The organism is Vibrio sp. B183 (assembly GCF_000740665.1).
In the GTDB taxonomy this organism is placed as follows: domain Bacteria; phylum Pseudomonadota; class Gammaproteobacteria; order Enterobacterales; family Vibrionaceae; genus Vibrio; species Vibrio coralliilyticus.
Genome location: NZ_JPQB01000022.1, coordinates 63,494 through 79,802 on the forward strand (window position 1 = coordinate 63,494; position 16,309 = coordinate 79,802).

Consider the following 16,309-nt stretch of genomic DNA (forward strand, 5'->3'; position numbering starts at 1 on the left):
CATCCATTGCCGAACTTATGGCCTGATTAGCTATGAGTTGCGCTTCATTACTGAAGAATGGCTCTTCTGGCTCACGCCAATCCAAGTAGCTAATCAGGAATAATGATATGAAATATGCATATCAGAGATCAGATTAGCATCATCCGATCAATTGATCGATATCTAATCGATCTTGTTTGTTTCCTCTCACTACAATTATGTGAGAGGCGTAGTAGTAGTGAGACAAGTGTGCGGATTAGTATGATACCGTGTGATTATGTTGATGGCTGCGCTTTACCAAGGAGGTGTGCATGTCGTTTTTTAAGAAAACCCTCGCGAGTTTTGGTATCGGTTCTGCAAAAGTCGATTCCGTTCTGCAGCAAGAAGTGCTGTACCCGGGTGAAAAGGTCAATGTGACGATTCATGTCTATGGCGGCTCGACAGCGCAGGAAATTGATAATATTGAGATGAAGCTTTATTGCCGCTACATCAAAGAAGTACCAGCCAATCAAGACAGAGACGAGCATAACAGCGGCCATATGCGTCGTATGCCGACCAGCTATACCTTGGCTCACTGGACGTTACCGTATGCATTTACCATTGAGCCGGGAGAAACGCGTGATTTTGAAGTCGAGCTGGACGTGCCATGGAATGCGCCTGTCACCATTGGTGATTCCAAAGTGTGGTTGGAAACCGGGCTGAATATCGCCTTGGCTAAAGATCCTAGTGACACTGATATTCTTACGGTGCGTCCTGATCCTTTGTTAGATGGTATTTTTACGGCTTTGGAAGAGCAGGGGCTGCGTATTCGTCAGGTTGAGTGTGAAGCGGTTGAGAGATTTGAGCTACCGTTTGTTCAGGAGTTTGAATTTGTGCCGACCACTGGGCCTTTTCACGGTCGCTGGCGCGAATTGGAAATGGTGGCGTATCGCAGTGATGATGAATTACAGATGTGGTTTGAAATTGATCGACATCGTGAAGGTGCAAAGGGAATGCTAGCAAGCTTGTTAGGTGGTGGGCAGTTAAAACGTCAGCTGACGATTTCCGTTCATACCCCAGCAGATCAGGCAGGTCAGCAAGTTGTAGAGTATCTCGACAGTCACTCTTAACGTAAAGTTAACAGTTTGGGCTTACAAGTGTAAGCTGAATGTGCCATACTTTGGAGTAAATATTCCACCAGAGTATGGCTTGTTATGTCGACCAATCACACCGCGCCTTACAGCGTCAAAGAAGAAATCGCCAATACACTGACCCACGGTATCGGTATGGTACTTGGCATTGTGGGCTTGGTGTTGCTGCTGATCAAAGCCGTTGATCACAATGCGGATGCTCTGACTATTACCAGTATGAGCATTTACGGCGGCAGCATGATTGTGCTGTTTCTTGCTTCTACTCTGTATCACGCGATTCCTTATCAGAAAGCCAAACGGGCGCTGAAGACGTTTGATCACTGCGCGATTTATTTGTTGATTGCGGGCAGCTATACCCCATTTTTGCTCGTCAGCCTCAGAACGCCTTTGGCGATTGGTTTGATGATCGTGATCTGGACCATCGCGCTGGTCGGCATCATTATGAAATTGGCGTTTGTCTATCGTTTTAAAAAGCTTTCGCTTGTGACCTACTTATTGATGGGGTGGTTATCGCTGGTGGTCATCTATCAACTGGCATTGAATCTGGATGTTGGTGGGTTAACTTTGCTGGCTGCGGGAGGAGTGATCTATTCACTGGGCGTGATTTTCTATGTCGCTAAGCGCATCCCATTTAATCATGCCATTTGGCACGGGTTCGTTTTAGCAGGATGCGCTTGTCATTTTCTGGCGATTTACCTCTATGTCGAGCCGATCTAACGTGTTTCGAGATTAATGACTTTGGCGGTCACTAAGTACTGCTCAGCTTGATCGATCGCCAGTTCAATCGTTTTACCCTGCTCTGCTTGTTGAGGGCGTAGATACGTGTCGGTCATGCGTTTGATAGATTGCCATACTTTGACCGATTCTTTGCTCAGCACGTCTCCCGAGGTCGTCGAGACCTGAATTTCGATTTCAACTAAAATCACTGACTGGCTACTTTGGTTCGTGACTGAGGTTGGAATCATTAACTGACCATCTTGATAGCTCACCGCACCTAATAACACTTCCACGCCTGAGTCAGACAGCTGCATGGTGGCACGATCGCTACCGACAGTGACAATGGTTCCTACCGCTTTTTCGATCAGCGGAATGGCTGCCACTTTGGCTTTTTTGACCGGAATAGTAGCGGCTGGCTGAGTGGTCTCTTCAACTGCTGCCATTTCATCGGTTTTGCTTGCTTCCACTGGCACTACATATTGCCAAGTGAAGTCGTCATTAAGCTGGACTTGGCGACCATCTTCGAGAGTGACAGTTTGGCTGGCAAACACCAATGAACTGGTTAGCAAGGTAAAAAGTCCGATTAGTTTTTTCATTGTTGTGTCCTTAACGTCGCCAGAAAGCCGGGAAAAACAGCACCAACAAGGTGAGTATTTCCAGTCGTCCCATCAGCATTCCAAAGCTGAGCAGCCACTTGGCGGCATCTGGTAGTGGGGCAAAGTTACCTGTCGGCCCAATCACTGCACCCATGCCTGGGCCAACGTTGGCCACGGCGGTGATAGACCCGGAAATGCTGGTAATAGGATCCAATCCCAATGCACTTAAGCATCCAGCAATAAAAATAATCGTGATAAAGAACATCAGTGCGAACGCAACCACAGAGCGTACGATGTCATCGTTCACCGGCCTATGATTGTAACGCTGAACAAATACCCCAGAAGGATGAATAAGCTTCATCATCTGTTTGTTGAGTAGCGTCATCGCAATCTGAAAGCGGAAGACTTTGATTCCGCCGGAGGTCGAACCCGAACAGGCCCCCGCCATCATTAAGAAGGCAAACAAGGTGGTTGGCAATGCACCCCATGCGGTGAAGTCCTCTAGACCAAACCCTGTGGTTGTTACGACAGAGACGATATTGAACATCGACACCCGTAGCGCATCCATAACGCTGTAGCCATCTCGTATTACTAGCCAAGCTGAAATGATCAGGCTGGTGATAAGAAACAGGTAGGTGAAACCGCGTACTTGCGCGTCATTGATTAACTCATCTACCCGGCGCTTGCGCATCGCTGCCACAAACAGCAGGAAGGGCAATCCACCTAGGAACATAAACAGCGTCGCTACCCAATGAGACCCTTTAGAAAAGTGGTTCATTGAGCCATCTGAAGTGGAATAGCCGCCTGTCGAGAGAGTGGTGAAAGAGTGGTTAATAGCCTCAAACAAATTCATGCCGGTCAGAAGATAGCCGACCATGCACAAACCAGTCAGGATCAGGTAGACCAACATGATGTTTTTGGCCACGGTTTTGGCGCGGGGGCTGCTTTTATCTGACCAATCAGAAGATTCGGTATGGAAAAGCTTCATACCACCGACGTTGAGCATCGGCAACACCGCGACCGCCATGACAATGAAGCCGATTCCGCCAAGCCACTGCAAGATGGAGCGCCACAGCAAAATACTCGGAGCCATGTCATCCAGCCCACTGAGTACGGTTGACCCGGTTGTCGTAATGCCAGACATGGTTTCAAAGTACGCATCGGTAAAGCTGATGTGGTTGATGAACACAAACGGCAGAGCAGCAAAAGCACTGGCGACCATCCACACCAGACTGGTGATGAGGAACATATCGCGCGCGCTGAGTTTGAAATGCTTAGTACGACCGATTGTCAGACAGACGAAGGCAGCAAGGTGGGTGATGACCACTGACTGGCCAAACTCAAGAAACCCTGCAGTGCCTGTAAAGAAAGCCACCAGAGTAGGGACGTACATGAATAGGGCCAGTTTAGAAAGAACCAGGCCGATAACAAACAGTACAGGACGGAAGTTGACCATAGTGTCAATCCTAGAGGAAGAAAGGACTCGGTTGGAATAGCGCTTCGACGTCTGGGACGTACTTCTTATCCACCAGGAACATCACTACGTGGTCGTCTTGCTCAATCACAGTTCGGTCATGAGCTATCAGGACTTCTTCACCACGAACAATCGCACCGATTGTTGTGCCCGGTGGTAGTTTGATGTCGCCAATCGCGCGGCCAACGACTTTAGATGTGGTTTCATCACCGTGAGCGATGGCTTCGATAGCTTCTGCTGCACCGCGACGTAGTGAAGAGACGTTAACAATATCAGCCCGACGGACGTGTGTTAGCAAGGCGGAAATCGTTGCTTGCTGAGGTGAGATAGCGACGTCAATCACACCACCCTGAACCAGATCCACATAGGCGCCGCGCTGGATAAGCACCATCACTTTCTTGGCTCCCATGCGTTTCGCCAGCATGGCGGACATGATATTGGTTTCGTCTTCATTGGTCAGGGCGATGAACACGTCGACCTGATCGATATTTTCTTCGGTAAGCAGTTCCTGATCCGCAGCGTCACCACAGAAAACAATGGTGTTTTCCAGCTCTTCAGACAGCTTTTCAGCGCGCTGGTAACTGCGTTCAATCAACTTGACGCTGTAGGACTGCTCAAGGCGCTTAGCTAAGCTGGCGCCGATGTTACCACCCCCGACAATCATGATGCGGCGATACGGCTTTTCCAGTCTCTGCAGTTCACTCATGACCGAACGGATGTGGTTACTGGCGGCGACGAAGAACACTTCATCATCGGCTTCGATAATGGTGGTACCCTGAGGGCGGATAGGGCGACCCTGACGAAAAATAGCGGCAACGCGAGTATCGATGTGTGGCATGTGCTCACGCAAGGCGGATAGGGCATTACCAACCAGTGGGCCACCGTAATACGCTTTCACCGCCACTAAGCTGACTTTCTGCTCGGCAAAGCTCACCACTTGCAGTGCGCCCGGATATTGGATCAGGCGCTCGATGTAGCTGGTCACCAATTCTTCAGGTGCGATCAGGTGGTCAACCGGAACGGCACCGGATTGGAATAACGCTTCTTTCTCGGCCAAGTATTGTGGCGAGCGGATACGAGCGATACGGTTGGGTGTGTTAAACAGAGAAAAGGCAACCTGACAGGCGGCCATATTGGTTTCATCCATATTGGTCACGGCGACCAACATGTCGGCATCCTGTGCGCCCGCTTCACGCAGCACATCTGGGTGACTGGCGTAGCCGTTCACTACCCGTAAATCATATTTATCTTGCAGCTCACGCAGTCGATCGCTATTTCTGTCGACTATGGTGATGTCATTGTTTTCACCGACCAGATTCTCTGCCAGTGTACCGCCTACCTGACCAGCGCCAAGAATGATGATTTTCATACCGTTTCTCGTCTAACCAAAATTTAGGGGATCGATGATCCCCGAATTACTACGCGATTTTTGTCAGGATGGCGTAATAAAAGCCATCCATGTCCTCTTCGCCTGGAAGCACTTGGCGTCCTGGGTTGTCTACCGGCGAACCTTCTAACTGAGCATTCGCGGTGCGTGCCAGAAACGCTTTCACCTGTTCGCTGTTTTCCTGCGGTGTCACAGAGCAGGTCGCATAAACCAGCGTACCGCCCGGCTTCAGCTGTTGCCACATCGCATCCAGAATCTCGCTTTGCAGTTCTGCCAATGCTGCGATGTCATCACCACGACGCAGCCATTTGATGTCTGGGTGGCGGCGAATAACACCCGTGGCCGAACAAGGTGCATCGAGCAGGATGCGATCAAATTGCTCGCCTTGCCACCAATCTTTTGGCTTACGTGCGTCACCGCAAATAACTTGCGCTTTCAGTTGAAGGCGTTGCAGGTTGTCGTGTACGCGTTTGAGGCGGCTGTCATCACAGTCAATAGCCACTACCTGGGCATCTTGAGTACGCTCAAGAATATGGGCGGTTTTGCCTCCTGGTGCAGCACAACAATCTAGAATTAACTCGCCATCTTTTGGCGTTAGGTAGTTAATCGACAACTGAGCAGCAGCATCCTGAACAGAAACCCAACCTTTCTCAAAGCCTGGCAATTTTGTCACGTCGCACGGGGCGGCCAATTTTAGGGCGTCGCTCGCTTCACTGTGAATACTGCTATCTATGTTTTCATTTTTGAGCAGTTGCTGGTATTCGTCACGGCTGTGATGTTGTTGATTCACACGCAACCACATTGGTGCTTTGCTGTTGTTGGCTTCAATAATGTCTTGCCATTGCTGTGGGTAGGCGTCCTGAAGCAGTTTAAGTAACCAGCTCGGGTGACCGTATTTACCAGCATTGTGGCTCATGGCATGAGCATCTAACTCTTCTTGGTTACGTTGATAGTTACGTAACACTGCATTGATTAAGCCGCGTAGGCGTGGGCCTTTGAGCGTTTTGGTGCCTTCGACGGTTTCAGCGACGGCTGCGTGCGCTGGAATACGCATAAAGCTCAGTTGGTAAATACCGACCAGAATCAGGTGGTGGAAAACGCGTTGTTTGCCTTTAAGAGGCTTATCCATCAGCTCATTCGCGATCGATTCAAGGCGAGGTAAATAACGCAATGATCCGTAACAGATTTCCTGTAACAACGCTTGATCGCAAGGTTTGACTTGTTGTTGAGCCGCAGGAAGTGCGTTAGATAGAGACTGGCCTTTATCGACCACTTGGAAAAGGACATTAGCCGCAGCAGCGCGAACATTCATGTTGAATACCTTAGCAGTAAGGGAGGGTGTCTCCACCCTCAAAAAGTACGTATAAATTAGGTCAGCTGTGTGCCGACTTCAAACCAGCTGGCACGCGAGTTGAGGATATCCTGAACCGGCATGGCTTTTTTACCGGGTACCTGAAGCTGTTCGAGAACCAGAACATGCTTGCCAGTGGCAATGTAGATCCCCGTTTTATCTGCTTGCAGTATTGTGCCGGGTGCCTCAGTTGTCGTTTGAACGTCAACGCGGCTTTGCCAGACTTTGATGCTGTTGTCGGCGGCTTCAAAATGGCTCATCGGCCAAGGATTGAAGGCGCGCACACAACGTTCAATATGCTCGGCGTCATCACTCCAGTTAATGCGTGCTTCTTCTTTGCTGAGTTTTTTGGCGTAATTCGCCAGCTCGTCATCTTGCTTTTCAGGAGACGCTTTGCCGTCAGCAATGTCAGCCAGACACTCAACCAGAGCTTGCGGGCCAAGCCCAGCCAGCTTTTCATACATAGAAGCGCTGGTATCTGTGGCTTCGATCGGCAAAGTTGCAATTTTCAGCATATCGCCAGTATCTAAGCCGATATCCATCTGCATAATGGTGACGCCTGTTTCCTGATCGCCAGCCCAAATAGAGCGCTGGATAGGAGCGGCACCGCGCCAACGCGGCAGAATCGAACCATGGACGTTGATACAACCCAGCTTCGGTGTATCGAGTACTGCTTGTGGCAGCAATAAACCATAAGCGACCACGACCATTAGATCCGCATTCAAATCAGCCAGTTCTTGCTTAGCTTCATCTGACTTAAAGTTTTCTGGTTGGTAAACCGGGATATCATGCTCAAGTGCGATGTTCTTTACTGGGCTGGCAGTCAGCTTTTTGCCTCGACCCGCTGGACGGTCTGGCTGGGTGTAGACCGCAATAACCTCGTGCTCCGAAGACAACAACGCCGCCAAGTGACGGGCGGCGAAGTCCGGAGTACCGGCAAAAACAATTTTCAAAGGTTTGCTCAAAGTACGTTCCTTTAGTGAGCCATTAGGCTTGGCTGGCTTGCTTTTCGTTAAAGCGTTTGATTTTTGCCAGTTTGTCCTGAATGCGCTTGCGTTTTAGAGGCGAAAGATAATCGACAAAAAGTTTGCCTTCTAAATGGTCAAGCTCATGCTGAACACAGATAGCAAGCAGGTCATCTGCCTCAAATGTGTATTCTTTACCATCACGGTCAAGTGCTTTAACCGTGACTTCTGCAGCACGTGAAACCAGTGCTCGTGCACCAGGAACAGACAAACAGCCTTCCTCAATGCCATCTTCGCCACGCTTATCAAGAATTTCAGGGTTGATTAAAACCATTGGCTGATCGCGAGTTTCTGAAATATCGATAACGACGATGCGTTGGTGAAAATCGACCTGCGTTGCCGCAAGACCAATACCTTCTTCGTCATACATGGTTTCAATCATGTCGTCGACGAACTTTTGAATCTCAGGGGTCACCTTCTCCACTGGTTTTGCAACAGTGCGAAGGCGCTCATCTGGGAATGTTAATACTTGTAATACAGACATATACACTCGAAATGTTGAACTGAGCCGAATCAGGATAAACCTTGTTGGCTCAATTCTAGACATTTTGCCACTCAAATGACAGCCTCATTACACTTTTGCGTATTTTCCCCGAGTTAAATTGCACTGTGAATCATGTCAAATTTGGCGAACACTGAGTAGCCAAGCTTTGTTTGGAATAAGAGGTTTAGGCTGACTCTCTCTAGCTCATCAGTGTCGTGTAACAAGGTGTTAGGCCGGATTAAATTTTCCTATGACGAAAGAAGAACTGACGGCTTGGCTGAGCTTGTACTTTACGCCGCGGATTGGGCCCAAAACGTTTCAGCGTCTGGTAGCGGTAGACTCTCCAGTTAACATCATTGACTCTTCACCCGAGACATTACGCCGTTTAGGCTTTTCCGACTCGCAACTGAATTATCTCCAACACCGAGCTGCCGAGGATATTGAGGCGTGTTTCGAGTGGCAAGCAGAATCAAGTGCCAGAACCATTCTACCTTTGAGTGATCAGCGTTATCCGGCACTACTGAAACAGGCTGACGCTGCGCCAGCAATACTGTTTGTTGAAGGTCAGCTAGAGAGTCTATCTCGGCCACAAATGGCGATTGTGGGCAGTCGCAATGCCAGTATTGATGGGCTTAACACTGCACGCAGCTTTGCGACCCAGCTGGTGAAGCAAGACATGGTCGTGACCAGCGGCTTGGCGCTAGGCGTTGATGGTTATGCCCATGATGGGGCACTCAATGGCAATGGGCAAACCATCGCCGTGCTCGGTTGTGGCTTAAATTCTGTGTATCCGGCACGGCATAAGAAGTTAGCTCAACGAATCGTTCAACAAGGGGCATTGGTGTCTGAGTTCCATCCTAATGTGAAGCCAAAAGCCGATAATTTTCCACGCCGAAATCGAATCATTAGCGGCCTGTCACTGGGCGTTTTAGTCATAGAAGCGGCAGAGAAAAGCGGCTCTCTGATCACCGCTCGCTATGCGATGGAGCAAGGTCGAGAAGTGTTTGCGATTCCCGGCTCGATTCATCATCCCCATGCGAGAGGTTGTAACCTGTTGATAAAACAGGGTGCGTGTCTGGTTCAGCAGGTTTCTGACATAACCGATGAAATTGACAGTCTGATTCGCTGGTCTGATGTTAATAAGCCGCCAGTGCAAAGCGATCTATTTGAACAAATTGATTGCAAAGAAGAATTGCCATTTCCTCAGCTGTTAGCTAACGTAGGAAGTAAGGCTACACCAGTTGATATTCTTGCAAGCAGGACCAATATACCTGTGCATGAAGTCATGATGCAGCTCTTGGAGCTTGAGCTCTCAGGGCATGTTGTTGCGGTTTCCGGTGGCTATATTCGAAAGGGGAGGGGCTAGCTATGATGATGGATATCCTTATGTATCTGTTTGAAACTTACATCCATAGCGATGCGGAGTTACAGGTCAATCAAGATGAGCTAGAAGAAGAATTGCTTCGTGCAGGTTTTCATCAAAAAGACATCTATAAAGCCCTTGTCTGGCTGGAAGAGTTGGCTGCATTGCAGCAAAGCGAAACGCATTCCGCGATTTCCATTTGCAGCACATCCACCTCAACGCGTATCTATACCGCGAAAGAGTGTGAGCGCTTAAACCTTGAATCGCGAGGTTTTCTGACTTTCCTTGAGCAGGTCAATGTGCTGACGACTGAGACGCGTGAAATGGTGATTGACCGTATCATGGGGCTTGAAACAGACGAGTTTGAACTGGATGATCTGAAATGGATTGTTCTGATGGTGCTGTTCAACGTTCCAGGTAATGAAAACGCCTACACGCTTATGGAAGAGCTGTTGTATACCAAAGAGCAAGGTATTCTTCACTAAACTCCATGAGTGGCTATGAGCGGTAAAATAGATCATCAGTTGTTTTCGGCCCATGAGCACGCTTTAGAACATAAAGCGTGCCCTAAGTGCCAGTCTGAACAGCGTGAAGGCGAGCTACAACTTCGCCACGGCAAGCACGGCCCGTTTTTGGGCTGTAATCAGTATCCAACCTGCGATTTTAGCCAACCTTTACATCAGAATGACGGCCATATCATTAAAGAGCTGGGCGTACCTTGTCCGGAGTGCTCGAATGAATTGGTGCTGCGCCAAGGGCGTTACGGTATGTTTATTGGTTGCAGTCATTATCCGCACTGTGACCATATCGAGTCGCTTGAGCAACCATCTGAACAAGAGGTTCAAGCAGAACATGCGTGCCCGGAGTGTGGCAAAGGTCATTTGGTCGAGAGGAAGAACCGTTTTGGCAAAGCCTTCTTTGCCTGCGATAACTACCCTAAATGCAAGTTTGCGGTCAATCAGCCGCCAGTTAAGGGTAAGTGTGAAAAATGTGGTTTTCCTTTATTGATCGAGAAGAAGCTCGCTAGTGGGATTAAACATCAGTGTGCTGATCGAAAATGCCATCACACCCAGAATGAACAATAAAAACGGCGCTGTTTCAGCGCCGTTTTTGTTTTTATTAAGTTTGCGATGACTAGTGCTTAATGTGACGCGCGATCTCATGAACCGCCGCGAAAGCATCCGCGTCTAAGACTTCGGCCAGAGCAGATAATTGACGTTGCAGTTCACCACTGTAATCACCACACACGTTAATGTGGCCCATCTTACGTCCAGCGCGTTTGTCTTTCCCATACCAGTGAACGTGACATCCCGGCATAGCGAGTACGCTTTCTGGCAGGGTATCTTCACCGAGGATATTGATCATCGACGTTTCGCGGATCAGCTTGGTGCTACCCAGTGGCATGCCACACACTGCTCGTAAGTGATTCTCAAACTGACAGGTTTCTGCGCCTTGTTGTGTCCAGTGGCCAGAATTATGGACACGAGGTGCGATTTCGTTGACCAATAAGGTGCCATTCAAATCAAAGAACTCGAGGGCCAGAACGCCTACATAGTTGATCTCGTTAGCAACCGCAGTGAACATCTCTTGTGCCTGTTGTTGCAACTCAGTATCGGCAATGGCTGTTGAGACGCTCAGTACCCCGTTGGTGTGGACGTTTTCTGCAAGTGGGTAGACCGCGACTTCGCCATTTTTACCGCGTGCACCGACAAGTGACACTTCACGTTGAAAAGGAACAAACTCCTCCGCAACAATCGCTTGTTTTTCGGTGGCGCCAATACACGTTTCCATCTCAGCCCATATTGCGTCTATCTGAGCAGGGTCTTTGAGTCGCCACTGGCCTTTGCCGTCATAACCACCTAACGCACTCTTTAGTACCATTGGGATACCGACATGCTCAATAGCGTGAGCCAAGTCTTCGCGTGTTTGGATTACATGGTATTTGGCGTTGTGGACCTTAGCCCTGTCCAGCAATGCTTTTTCGATTCGTCGGTCACCGCCAGCTTTGATAGCGTCTGCAGAGGGGAAGAGCTTTCCGCTTGCTTGGCAAACATCAAGAATATCATGTGGGATATGCTCGAACTCGGCGGTAATCACATCTGCTTTCTCAACGGCATTGTTCAACCCTTTGCCCAGTAGCGACTGAGTCAGTGGGTGGACGATGTTCTCGCTCGCGACATCATACGCAATAATATCGATGTTCAGAGGAGCGCCAGCCAGTGACATCATGCGTGCCAGCTGTCCCGCTCCAAGCACTAACACTTGCATGGGATTAGTCCTCTGCCGGGTTTGGATTCGCTAACACGGTTTCAGTTTGCTGGTTGCGAAATGCTTCGACTTTCTCCATCACGGCGTCATCATGTGTGCCGATGATCTGAGCCGCGAGAATGCCCGCATTCGCCGCACCTGCTTCGCCAATGGCCAATGTGCCTACCGCGATACCTTTTGGCATTTGAACAATTGATAGTAGAGAGTCCATCCCTTTTAGTGCACGCGATTGAACAGGGACACCGAGAACAGGTAAGCTAGTGAAAGCGGCCGCCATGCCTGGTAAATGAGCAGCGCCACCAGCACCGGCAATGATGACTTTCAGGCCGCGCTCTTTAGCGCTGTTGGCATAATCAGCAAGAAGCTGCGGAGTACGGTGAGCTGACACCACTTTTGTTTCATATTCGACGCCAAACTGATCCAGCATTTCTGCTGCTAGTTTCATGGTTGGCCAGTCAGATTTAGAACCCATGATGATACCGACTTTCATCTTAAACTCCTTTAATGCAACTCTATTGATGAGCAGATAAATTTGAGCGCATTATACGGGGATTTTACTCTCAAGCAAACGTTTGCGCGAAGTTTAAATCCAGATTGACACAATTTATAAATAAATAGCTTTAGTCACTACCAATGATTGTTTGTAAACTTAGTGATTAGACAGTACATCAGACAGGAAAGAATCAGTGGATAATTTTGAGCAGGCTCTGTTGGCTCTGAAAAACGGTGAAGTGATTGCGTACCCGACGGAGGGGGTATTCGGTGTTGGTTGCGATCCTGATAACCCTGAAGCGATTCAGAAACTATTAGAACTGAAACAAAGGCCAGTGGAAAAAGGTCTGATCCTGATCGCTGCTAGCTATGAACAATTGCTGCCATACATTGACGAGTCTCAGCTGACGGATGAGCAGCTACAGAAAGTCCATCAGACTTGGCCTGGCCCTGTTACTTGGATCATGCCGTGCAGCGATAAAGTGTCGGATTGGGTTTCAGGCCAGTTTGACTCGATTGCGGTGCGTGTGACCGATCATCCTTTGGTACAAAAGATGTGTAATGCGCTTGGAAAGCCGTTAACCTCTACCAGCGCAAATTTGACCGGTGAACCCCCTTGTATGACAACCGCAGAAGTGGAGCAACAACTCGGTGATCGCTTAGTTGCAATTCTGGCGGGAGAAACGGGTGGGCGAGACAAGCCAAGTGAAATTCGCGACGCAAAAACATCCAAGGTATTAAGACAGGGTTAACCCTGCAAAGGAAGTAGAAACATGTCAGCCATCGACAAGCAAGCAGTGAAACAGTTCTTGATGGAGCTACAGGATTCCATTTGTCAGCAACTTGAACAGGCCGACGGCCATGCTGAGTTTATAGAAGATGCGTGGAGTCGTGATCCTGGTGAACGTTTAGGTGGTGGTGGCCGCACTCGAGTGATGAAAGAGGGGGCTGTATTTGAGCAAGGTGGTGTGAACTTTTCGCACGTACAGGGAAAAGAAATGCCAGCGTCGGCTACGGCACATCGCCCTGAACTTGCAGGCCGTCGATTTGAAGCGATGGGCGTGTCCTTGGTCATGCACCCGAAAAACCCTTATATCCCGACATCTCACGCTAATGTGCGTTTCTTTATTGCCGAGAAAGACGGTGAAGCGCCTATCTGGTGGTTTGGTGGTGGCTTTGACCTGACACCTTTCTATCCGTTTGAAGAAGATGCCCAATATTGGCATAACACTGCTAAAGAGGTGTGTGCACCGTTCGGCAGTGAAGTGTATCCAGAGCATAAAGCGTGGTGTGACAAGTATTTCTACCTACCTCATCGTGATGAAACACGTGGTGTTGGTGGTTTGTTCTTTGACGATTTGAATCATTGGGAGTTCGATAAGTGTTTTGATTACATCAAAGCCGTTGGTGAAGGGTATTGCCAAGCCTACCTGCCAATTGTCGAGCGTCGCAAAGCAACCGAATACGGTGAGCGAGAGCGTCAGTTCCAGCTCTATCGTCGTGGTCGCTATGTTGAGTTTAACTTGGTTTATGACCGCGGAACGCTGTTTGGCCTGCAAAGTGGTGGCCGTACGGAGTCGATTCTGATGTCGATGCCACCACTGGCGCGATGGGAATACAGTTACCAGGTGGAGCCGGGAACCCATGAAGCAGAGCTATATCAGGACTACTTGAAGCCTCGCGATTGGTAACACTTTCTTCCTTATAGGGTTAATGATAGGGTCATTGGTTTGCAATGGCCCTTTTTGTTTTGAGTAGGTAAGGATATGACCCAGCAGATAGATCGTTATGCCGTTTTTGGAAACCCGATAAGCCAAAGTAAGTCTCCCTTTATTCATACGCTGTTTGCTCGTCAAACCAATCAGTCATTAACGTATTCTGCTGAGCTGGCTCCGGTGGATGGATTTGTTGCGGCAGCTGAAGCCTTTTTTGCTCAAGACGGAAAAGGATGCAATGTCACAGTGCCATTCAAGGAAGATGCCTACCGACTGGCGACACGTTTAACAGAGCGGGCTCAGTTGGCGGGAGCCGTCAATACGCTGAAAAAGCTCGACGATGGCGAGATCTTGGGTGATAACACCGATGGTGAAGGGCTGGTACAGGACCTACTGCAGAATCAGGTCGTGATTGAAGGGGCAAGAATTCTCTTGATCGGTGCAGGAGGAGCGGCTCGTGGTGTAATCAAGCCTTTGCTTGACCAAAAACCTGCTGAAATTGTGATTACCAACCGGACCTTATCCAAAGCGCAGACGTTACAAGAGATGTTCGCGAGCTTTGGTTCGATCAAAGCAGTTGAGATGGCACACATCGAACAGAGCTACGATATTATCATCAACTCGACGTCCTCCAGTCTCAGTGGCGAGTTGCCTGCGATTTCATCGGCAATCTTCTCATCTAACTCTACAGTTTATGACATGATGTATGGCTCTGGTCACACGACATTCAACCAGTGGGCAATTGAGCATAATGCGGCGGTGGTATACGACGGCTTGGGCATGCTGGTGGGGCAGGCTGCGGAAAGTTTTATGTTATGGCGAGGCATCCGACCAGGGACAAAACAAATTCTACGCGAATTAAGAAAGAATCTAGAGGGTATGTAATGAATCAGTCGATTCTGTTTCCCGATATGCAGCATTGGGATTGCCACCTGCAAGCAATCGTGTTTCCCGCGCAGCAGTCAGGCGCGTTGATAGAGTGCGTGGTTACCTTGAATCAGCTGGAAGTATTGGCTGGGCAAAAACTTCAAGGTGCTGAGCAAGCTCTCGTTTGCTTTAGTCATCACCGATTTGACCTGGAAGAGTTAGCCGAAGAGCTGATTGAAGACGAAACCTTCAATCAGTCAGGGCAAGTCGAAGTCATTTGCTAATCACGTCGACATGATGCAGGTAATCTTCTTTGTTCTGCACATAATTGTCGGCTGACTTTTGTAGGAAGGCGCGTTCTTTCTCATTAAGAGGACGTGCCTGTTTGACTGGGCTGCCTACATACAAGTGGCCGCTTTCGAGAGTTTTTCCCGGTGGGACCAAACTGCCAGCGCCAATCATGACGTCTTCTTCTATTACCGCCCCATCCAATACAATCGCGCCCATACCTACCAGCACCCTGTTTTTGATAATGCACCCATGTAGCATCACTTTATGGCCGACAGTGACATCGTCGCCAATTATAAGCGGGTAACCATCAGGGTTTTCCTGATTTTTGTGCGTAACATGCAATACGCTGCCATCTTGGACATTGGTTCGCTTGCCAATGTGAATATGATTGACGTCACCGCGAGCCGCAACCAAAGGCCAGATGCTCGAGTCATCGCCAATTTTAATATCGCCCACCAATACTGAGCTCTGATCAATATAGACACGCTCACCAATGACGGGGCGTGTATCTTTATAACTACGCAAGGCGCTCATTTTTTCTCCTTATATAGAGGAATTCTGGATAAACAGAGGTAGAAGAGTAAGGAAAATAGCTATCTTTGAATAGAAAATACTCAAACGGCAAAAAAATCAAAAAAAACTGCAAAAAGGGGTTGCCAACGTGACGTCGATCTCTATAATGCCCCCTCGCTGACACGGGAACGCTTCGAAGCTTATGTTTCGAAACAATGAAGCCCAGTTAGCAAGGTCGATTAGCCAAGTGGAAACACTTGAAAATAAGTTTGAAAAAAGTGGTTGACACTAAACTTTATCTCGCTAAAATGACCGCCTCTTCCGAAGTGATGTTAATCACAAAAGAAGAACGCTCTTTAACAATATAAACCTATCAATCTGTGTGGGCACTCGTTGATGATAATCCAATTCGATACTTCGGTATCAAATTAGGTTTCAATGATACGAAGTGACCATTGAATCTTCGGATTCAGCACAGTCAATTCAAACATTACTTTATGTAATGTTCAGTATTCATTGAGCCGAACAAAATCTTAAATTGAAGAGTTTGATCATGGCTCAGATTGAACGCTGGCGGCAGGCCTAACACATGCAAGTCGAGCGGAAACGAGTTGTCTGAACCTTCGGGGAACGATAACGGCGTCGAGCGGCGGACGG

18 protein-coding genes and 1 rRNA gene are annotated in these 16,309 nt (G+C 48.6%); 10 read left to right on the plus strand and 9 right to left on the minus strand.

The features are described from left to right. Positions 1–290 precede the first annotated feature (290 nt). Complete coding sequence (locus tag IX95_RS21295; RefSeq protein WP_038163845.1) at positions 291–1,088, plus strand: sporulation protein; 798 nt, start codon at positions 291–293, stop codon at positions 1,086–1,088. An 84-nt stretch (positions 1,089–1,172) separates the two neighbouring features. Continuing rightward, positions 1,173–1,826 carry a PAQR family membrane homeostasis protein TrhA gene (gene trhA / locus IX95_RS21300; RefSeq protein WP_006957508.1) on the plus strand — a complete coding sequence of 218 codons (654 nt, stop codon included), beginning with the start codon at positions 1,173–1,175 and terminating at the stop codon, positions 1,824–1,826. Here the strand turns inward: trhA and IX95_RS21305 are convergent. The 6 genes from IX95_RS21305 to def are packed head-to-tail and all read right to left on the minus strand — an operon-like array spanning position 1,823 to position 8,143. Further along, complete coding sequence (locus IX95_RS21305) at positions 1,823–2,422, minus strand: DUF3157 family protein (RefSeq protein ID WP_038163847.1); 600 nt, start codon at positions 2,420–2,422, stop codon at positions 1,823–1,825. The two genes, trhA and IX95_RS21305, sit on opposite strands and share 4 nt — an antisense overlap. 10 nt (positions 2,423–2,432) lie before the next feature. Further along, entirely contained in the window at positions 2,433–3,878 is a 1,446-nt protein-coding gene (locus IX95_RS21310; protein WP_019274025.1) for a TrkH family potassium uptake protein, read from the minus strand. Positions 3,879–3,888: 10 nt separating this feature from the next. Continuing rightward, positions 3,889–5,265 carry a Trk system potassium transporter TrkA gene (gene trkA / locus IX95_RS21315; RefSeq protein WP_006957511.1) on the minus strand — a complete coding sequence of 459 codons (1,377 nt, stop codon included), beginning with the start codon at positions 5,263–5,265 and terminating at the stop codon, positions 3,889–3,891. Positions 5,266–5,314: 49 nt separating this feature from the next. After that, complete coding sequence (gene rsmB / locus IX95_RS21320) at positions 5,315–6,595, minus strand: 16S rRNA (cytosine(967)-C(5))-methyltransferase RsmB (RefSeq protein WP_038163848.1); 1,281 nt, start codon at positions 6,593–6,595, stop codon at positions 5,315–5,317. A gap of 56 nt (positions 6,596–6,651) precedes the next feature. Next, complete coding sequence (gene fmt, locus IX95_RS21325; RefSeq protein WP_038163850.1) at positions 6,652–7,599, minus strand: methionyl-tRNA formyltransferase; 948 nt, start codon at positions 7,597–7,599, stop codon at positions 6,652–6,654. A gap of 22 nt (positions 7,600–7,621) precedes the next feature. Further along, positions 7,622–8,143, minus strand: a complete 522-nt coding sequence (gene def, locus IX95_RS21330) for a peptide deformylase (protein ID WP_006957514.1) — start codon at positions 8,141–8,143, stop codon at positions 7,622–7,624. Between the two features lie 250 nt (positions 8,144–8,393). On the opposite strand from def, the gene dprA reads away from it, so the two are divergent. From dprA to IX95_RS21345, 3 genes are read left to right on the plus strand one after another with little or no spacing between them, the layout of a single operon-like run. Continuing rightward, positions 8,394–9,509, plus strand: coding sequence for a DNA-processing protein DprA (gene dprA / locus IX95_RS21335; RefSeq protein WP_038163852.1), 1,116 nt, complete (start codon positions 8,394–8,396; stop codon positions 9,507–9,509). A gap of 2 nt (positions 9,510–9,511) precedes the next feature. Next, the gene (locus IX95_RS21340; RefSeq protein WP_006957516.1) at positions 9,512–9,991 is read left to right on the plus strand and encodes a DUF494 family protein; all 480 of its coding nucleotides are present in this window, start codon (positions 9,512–9,514) and stop codon (positions 9,989–9,991) included. Between the two features lie 15 nt (positions 9,992–10,006). Next, positions 10,007–10,591 (plus strand): DNA topoisomerase family protein, encoded by a 585-nt coding sequence (locus IX95_RS21345; protein WP_038163856.1) that lies wholly within the window; start codon positions 10,007–10,009, stop codon positions 10,589–10,591. Between the two features lie 49 nt (positions 10,592–10,640). Here IX95_RS21345 and IX95_RS21350 read toward each other — a convergent pair whose 3' ends face one another. Further along, entirely contained in the window at positions 10,641–11,774 is a 1,134-nt protein-coding gene (locus IX95_RS21350; protein ID WP_038163857.1) for a 5-(carboxyamino)imidazole ribonucleotide synthase, read from the minus strand. A gap of 4 nt (positions 11,775–11,778) precedes the next feature. After that, entirely contained in the window at positions 11,779–12,264 is a 486-nt protein-coding gene (gene purE / locus IX95_RS21355) for a 5-(carboxyamino)imidazole ribonucleotide mutase (RefSeq protein WP_006957519.1), read from the minus strand. A gap of 196 nt (positions 12,265–12,460) precedes the next feature. Between purE and IX95_RS21360 the strand changes: the two genes are divergently transcribed. The 4 genes from IX95_RS21360 to IX95_RS21375 all read left to right on the plus strand — a co-directional run bounded on the left by IX95_RS21360 (position 12,461) and on the right by IX95_RS21375 (position 15,132). Beyond that, positions 12,461–13,018 carry an L-threonylcarbamoyladenylate synthase gene (locus IX95_RS21360; protein ID WP_019274031.1) on the plus strand — a complete coding sequence of 186 codons (558 nt, stop codon included), beginning with the start codon at positions 12,461–12,463 and terminating at the stop codon, positions 13,016–13,018. A 21-nt stretch (positions 13,019–13,039) separates the two neighbouring features. Further along, entirely contained in the window at positions 13,040–13,957 is a 918-nt protein-coding gene (hemF, locus tag IX95_RS21365) for an oxygen-dependent coproporphyrinogen oxidase (RefSeq protein ID WP_038163859.1), read from the plus strand. A gap of 75 nt (positions 13,958–14,032) precedes the next feature. Next, positions 14,033–14,866: a shikimate dehydrogenase gene (aroE, locus tag IX95_RS21370; RefSeq protein WP_038163879.1), complete on the plus strand. Its 834-nt coding sequence runs from the start codon at positions 14,033–14,035 to the stop codon at positions 14,864–14,866. Beyond that, positions 14,866–15,132 (plus strand): DUF1488 domain-containing protein, encoded by a 267-nt coding sequence (locus IX95_RS21375; RefSeq protein ID WP_038163880.1) that lies wholly within the window; start codon positions 14,866–14,868, stop codon positions 15,130–15,132. Before aroE ends, IX95_RS21375 begins: the two co-directional genes overlap by 1 nt. Here the strand turns inward: IX95_RS21375 and IX95_RS21380 are convergent. Beyond that, positions 15,122–15,673 carry a gamma carbonic anhydrase family protein gene (locus IX95_RS21380; RefSeq protein WP_038163882.1) on the minus strand — a complete coding sequence of 184 codons (552 nt, stop codon included), beginning with the start codon at positions 15,671–15,673 and terminating at the stop codon, positions 15,122–15,124. The genes IX95_RS21375 and IX95_RS21380 overlap by 11 nt on opposite strands. Positions 15,674–16,187: 514 nt before the next feature. Between IX95_RS21380 and IX95_RS21385 the strand changes: the two genes are divergently transcribed. Beyond that, positions 16,188–16,309, plus strand: a 16S ribosomal RNA gene (locus tag IX95_RS21385); the annotation flags it as partial.

Excerpts from the sequence above, each read along its gene's own strand:
- IX95_RS21375 (WP_038163880.1), top strand. The coding sequence starts at position 14,866 with ATGAATCAGTCGATTCTGTTTCCCGATATGCAGCATTGGGATTGCCAC.
- IX95_RS21305 (WP_038163847.1), bottom strand. The coding sequence starts at position 2,422 with ATGAAAAAACTAATCGGACTTTTTACCTTGCTAACCAGTTCATTGGTG.
- trhA (WP_006957508.1), top strand. The coding sequence starts at position 1,173 with ATGTCGACCAATCACACCGCGCCTTACAGCGTCAAAGAAGAAATCGCC.
- rsmB (WP_038163848.1), bottom strand. The coding sequence starts at position 6,595 with ATGAATGTTCGCGCTGCTGCGGCTAATGTCCTTTTCCAAGTGGTCGAT.
- IX95_RS21380 (WP_038163882.1), bottom strand. The coding sequence starts at position 15,673 with ATGAGCGCCTTGCGTAGTTATAAAGATACACGCCCCGTCATTGGTGAG.
- IX95_RS21350 (WP_038163857.1), bottom strand. The coding sequence starts at position 11,774 with ATGCAAGTGTTAGTGCTTGGAGCGGGACAGCTGGCACGCATGATGTCA.
- purE (WP_006957519.1), bottom strand. The coding sequence starts at position 12,264 with ATGAAAGTCGGTATCATCATGGGTTCTAAATCTGACTGGCCAACCATG.
- hemF (WP_038163859.1), top strand. The coding sequence starts at position 13,040 with ATGTCAGCCATCGACAAGCAAGCAGTGAAACAGTTCTTGATGGAGCTA.
- IX95_RS21295 (WP_038163845.1), top strand. The coding sequence starts at position 291 with ATGTCGTTTTTTAAGAAAACCCTCGCGAGTTTTGGTATCGGTTCTGCA.
- aroE (WP_038163879.1), top strand. The coding sequence starts at position 14,033 with ATGACCCAGCAGATAGATCGTTATGCCGTTTTTGGAAACCCGATAAGC.
- dprA (WP_038163852.1), top strand. The coding sequence starts at position 8,394 with ATGACGAAAGAAGAACTGACGGCTTGGCTGAGCTTGTACTTTACGCCG.
- def (WP_006957514.1), bottom strand. The coding sequence starts at position 8,143 with ATGTCTGTATTACAAGTATTAACATTCCCAGATGAGCGCCTTCGCACT.
- trkA (WP_006957511.1), bottom strand. The coding sequence starts at position 5,265 with ATGAAAATCATCATTCTTGGCGCTGGTCAGGTAGGCGGTACACTGGCA.
- IX95_RS21345 (WP_038163856.1), top strand. The coding sequence starts at position 10,007 with ATGAGCGGTAAAATAGATCATCAGTTGTTTTCGGCCCATGAGCACGCT.
- IX95_RS21340 (WP_006957516.1), top strand. The coding sequence starts at position 9,512 with ATGATGATGGATATCCTTATGTATCTGTTTGAAACTTACATCCATAGC.
- IX95_RS21310 (WP_019274025.1), bottom strand. The coding sequence starts at position 3,878 with ATGGTCAACTTCCGTCCTGTACTGTTTGTTATCGGCCTGGTTCTTTCT.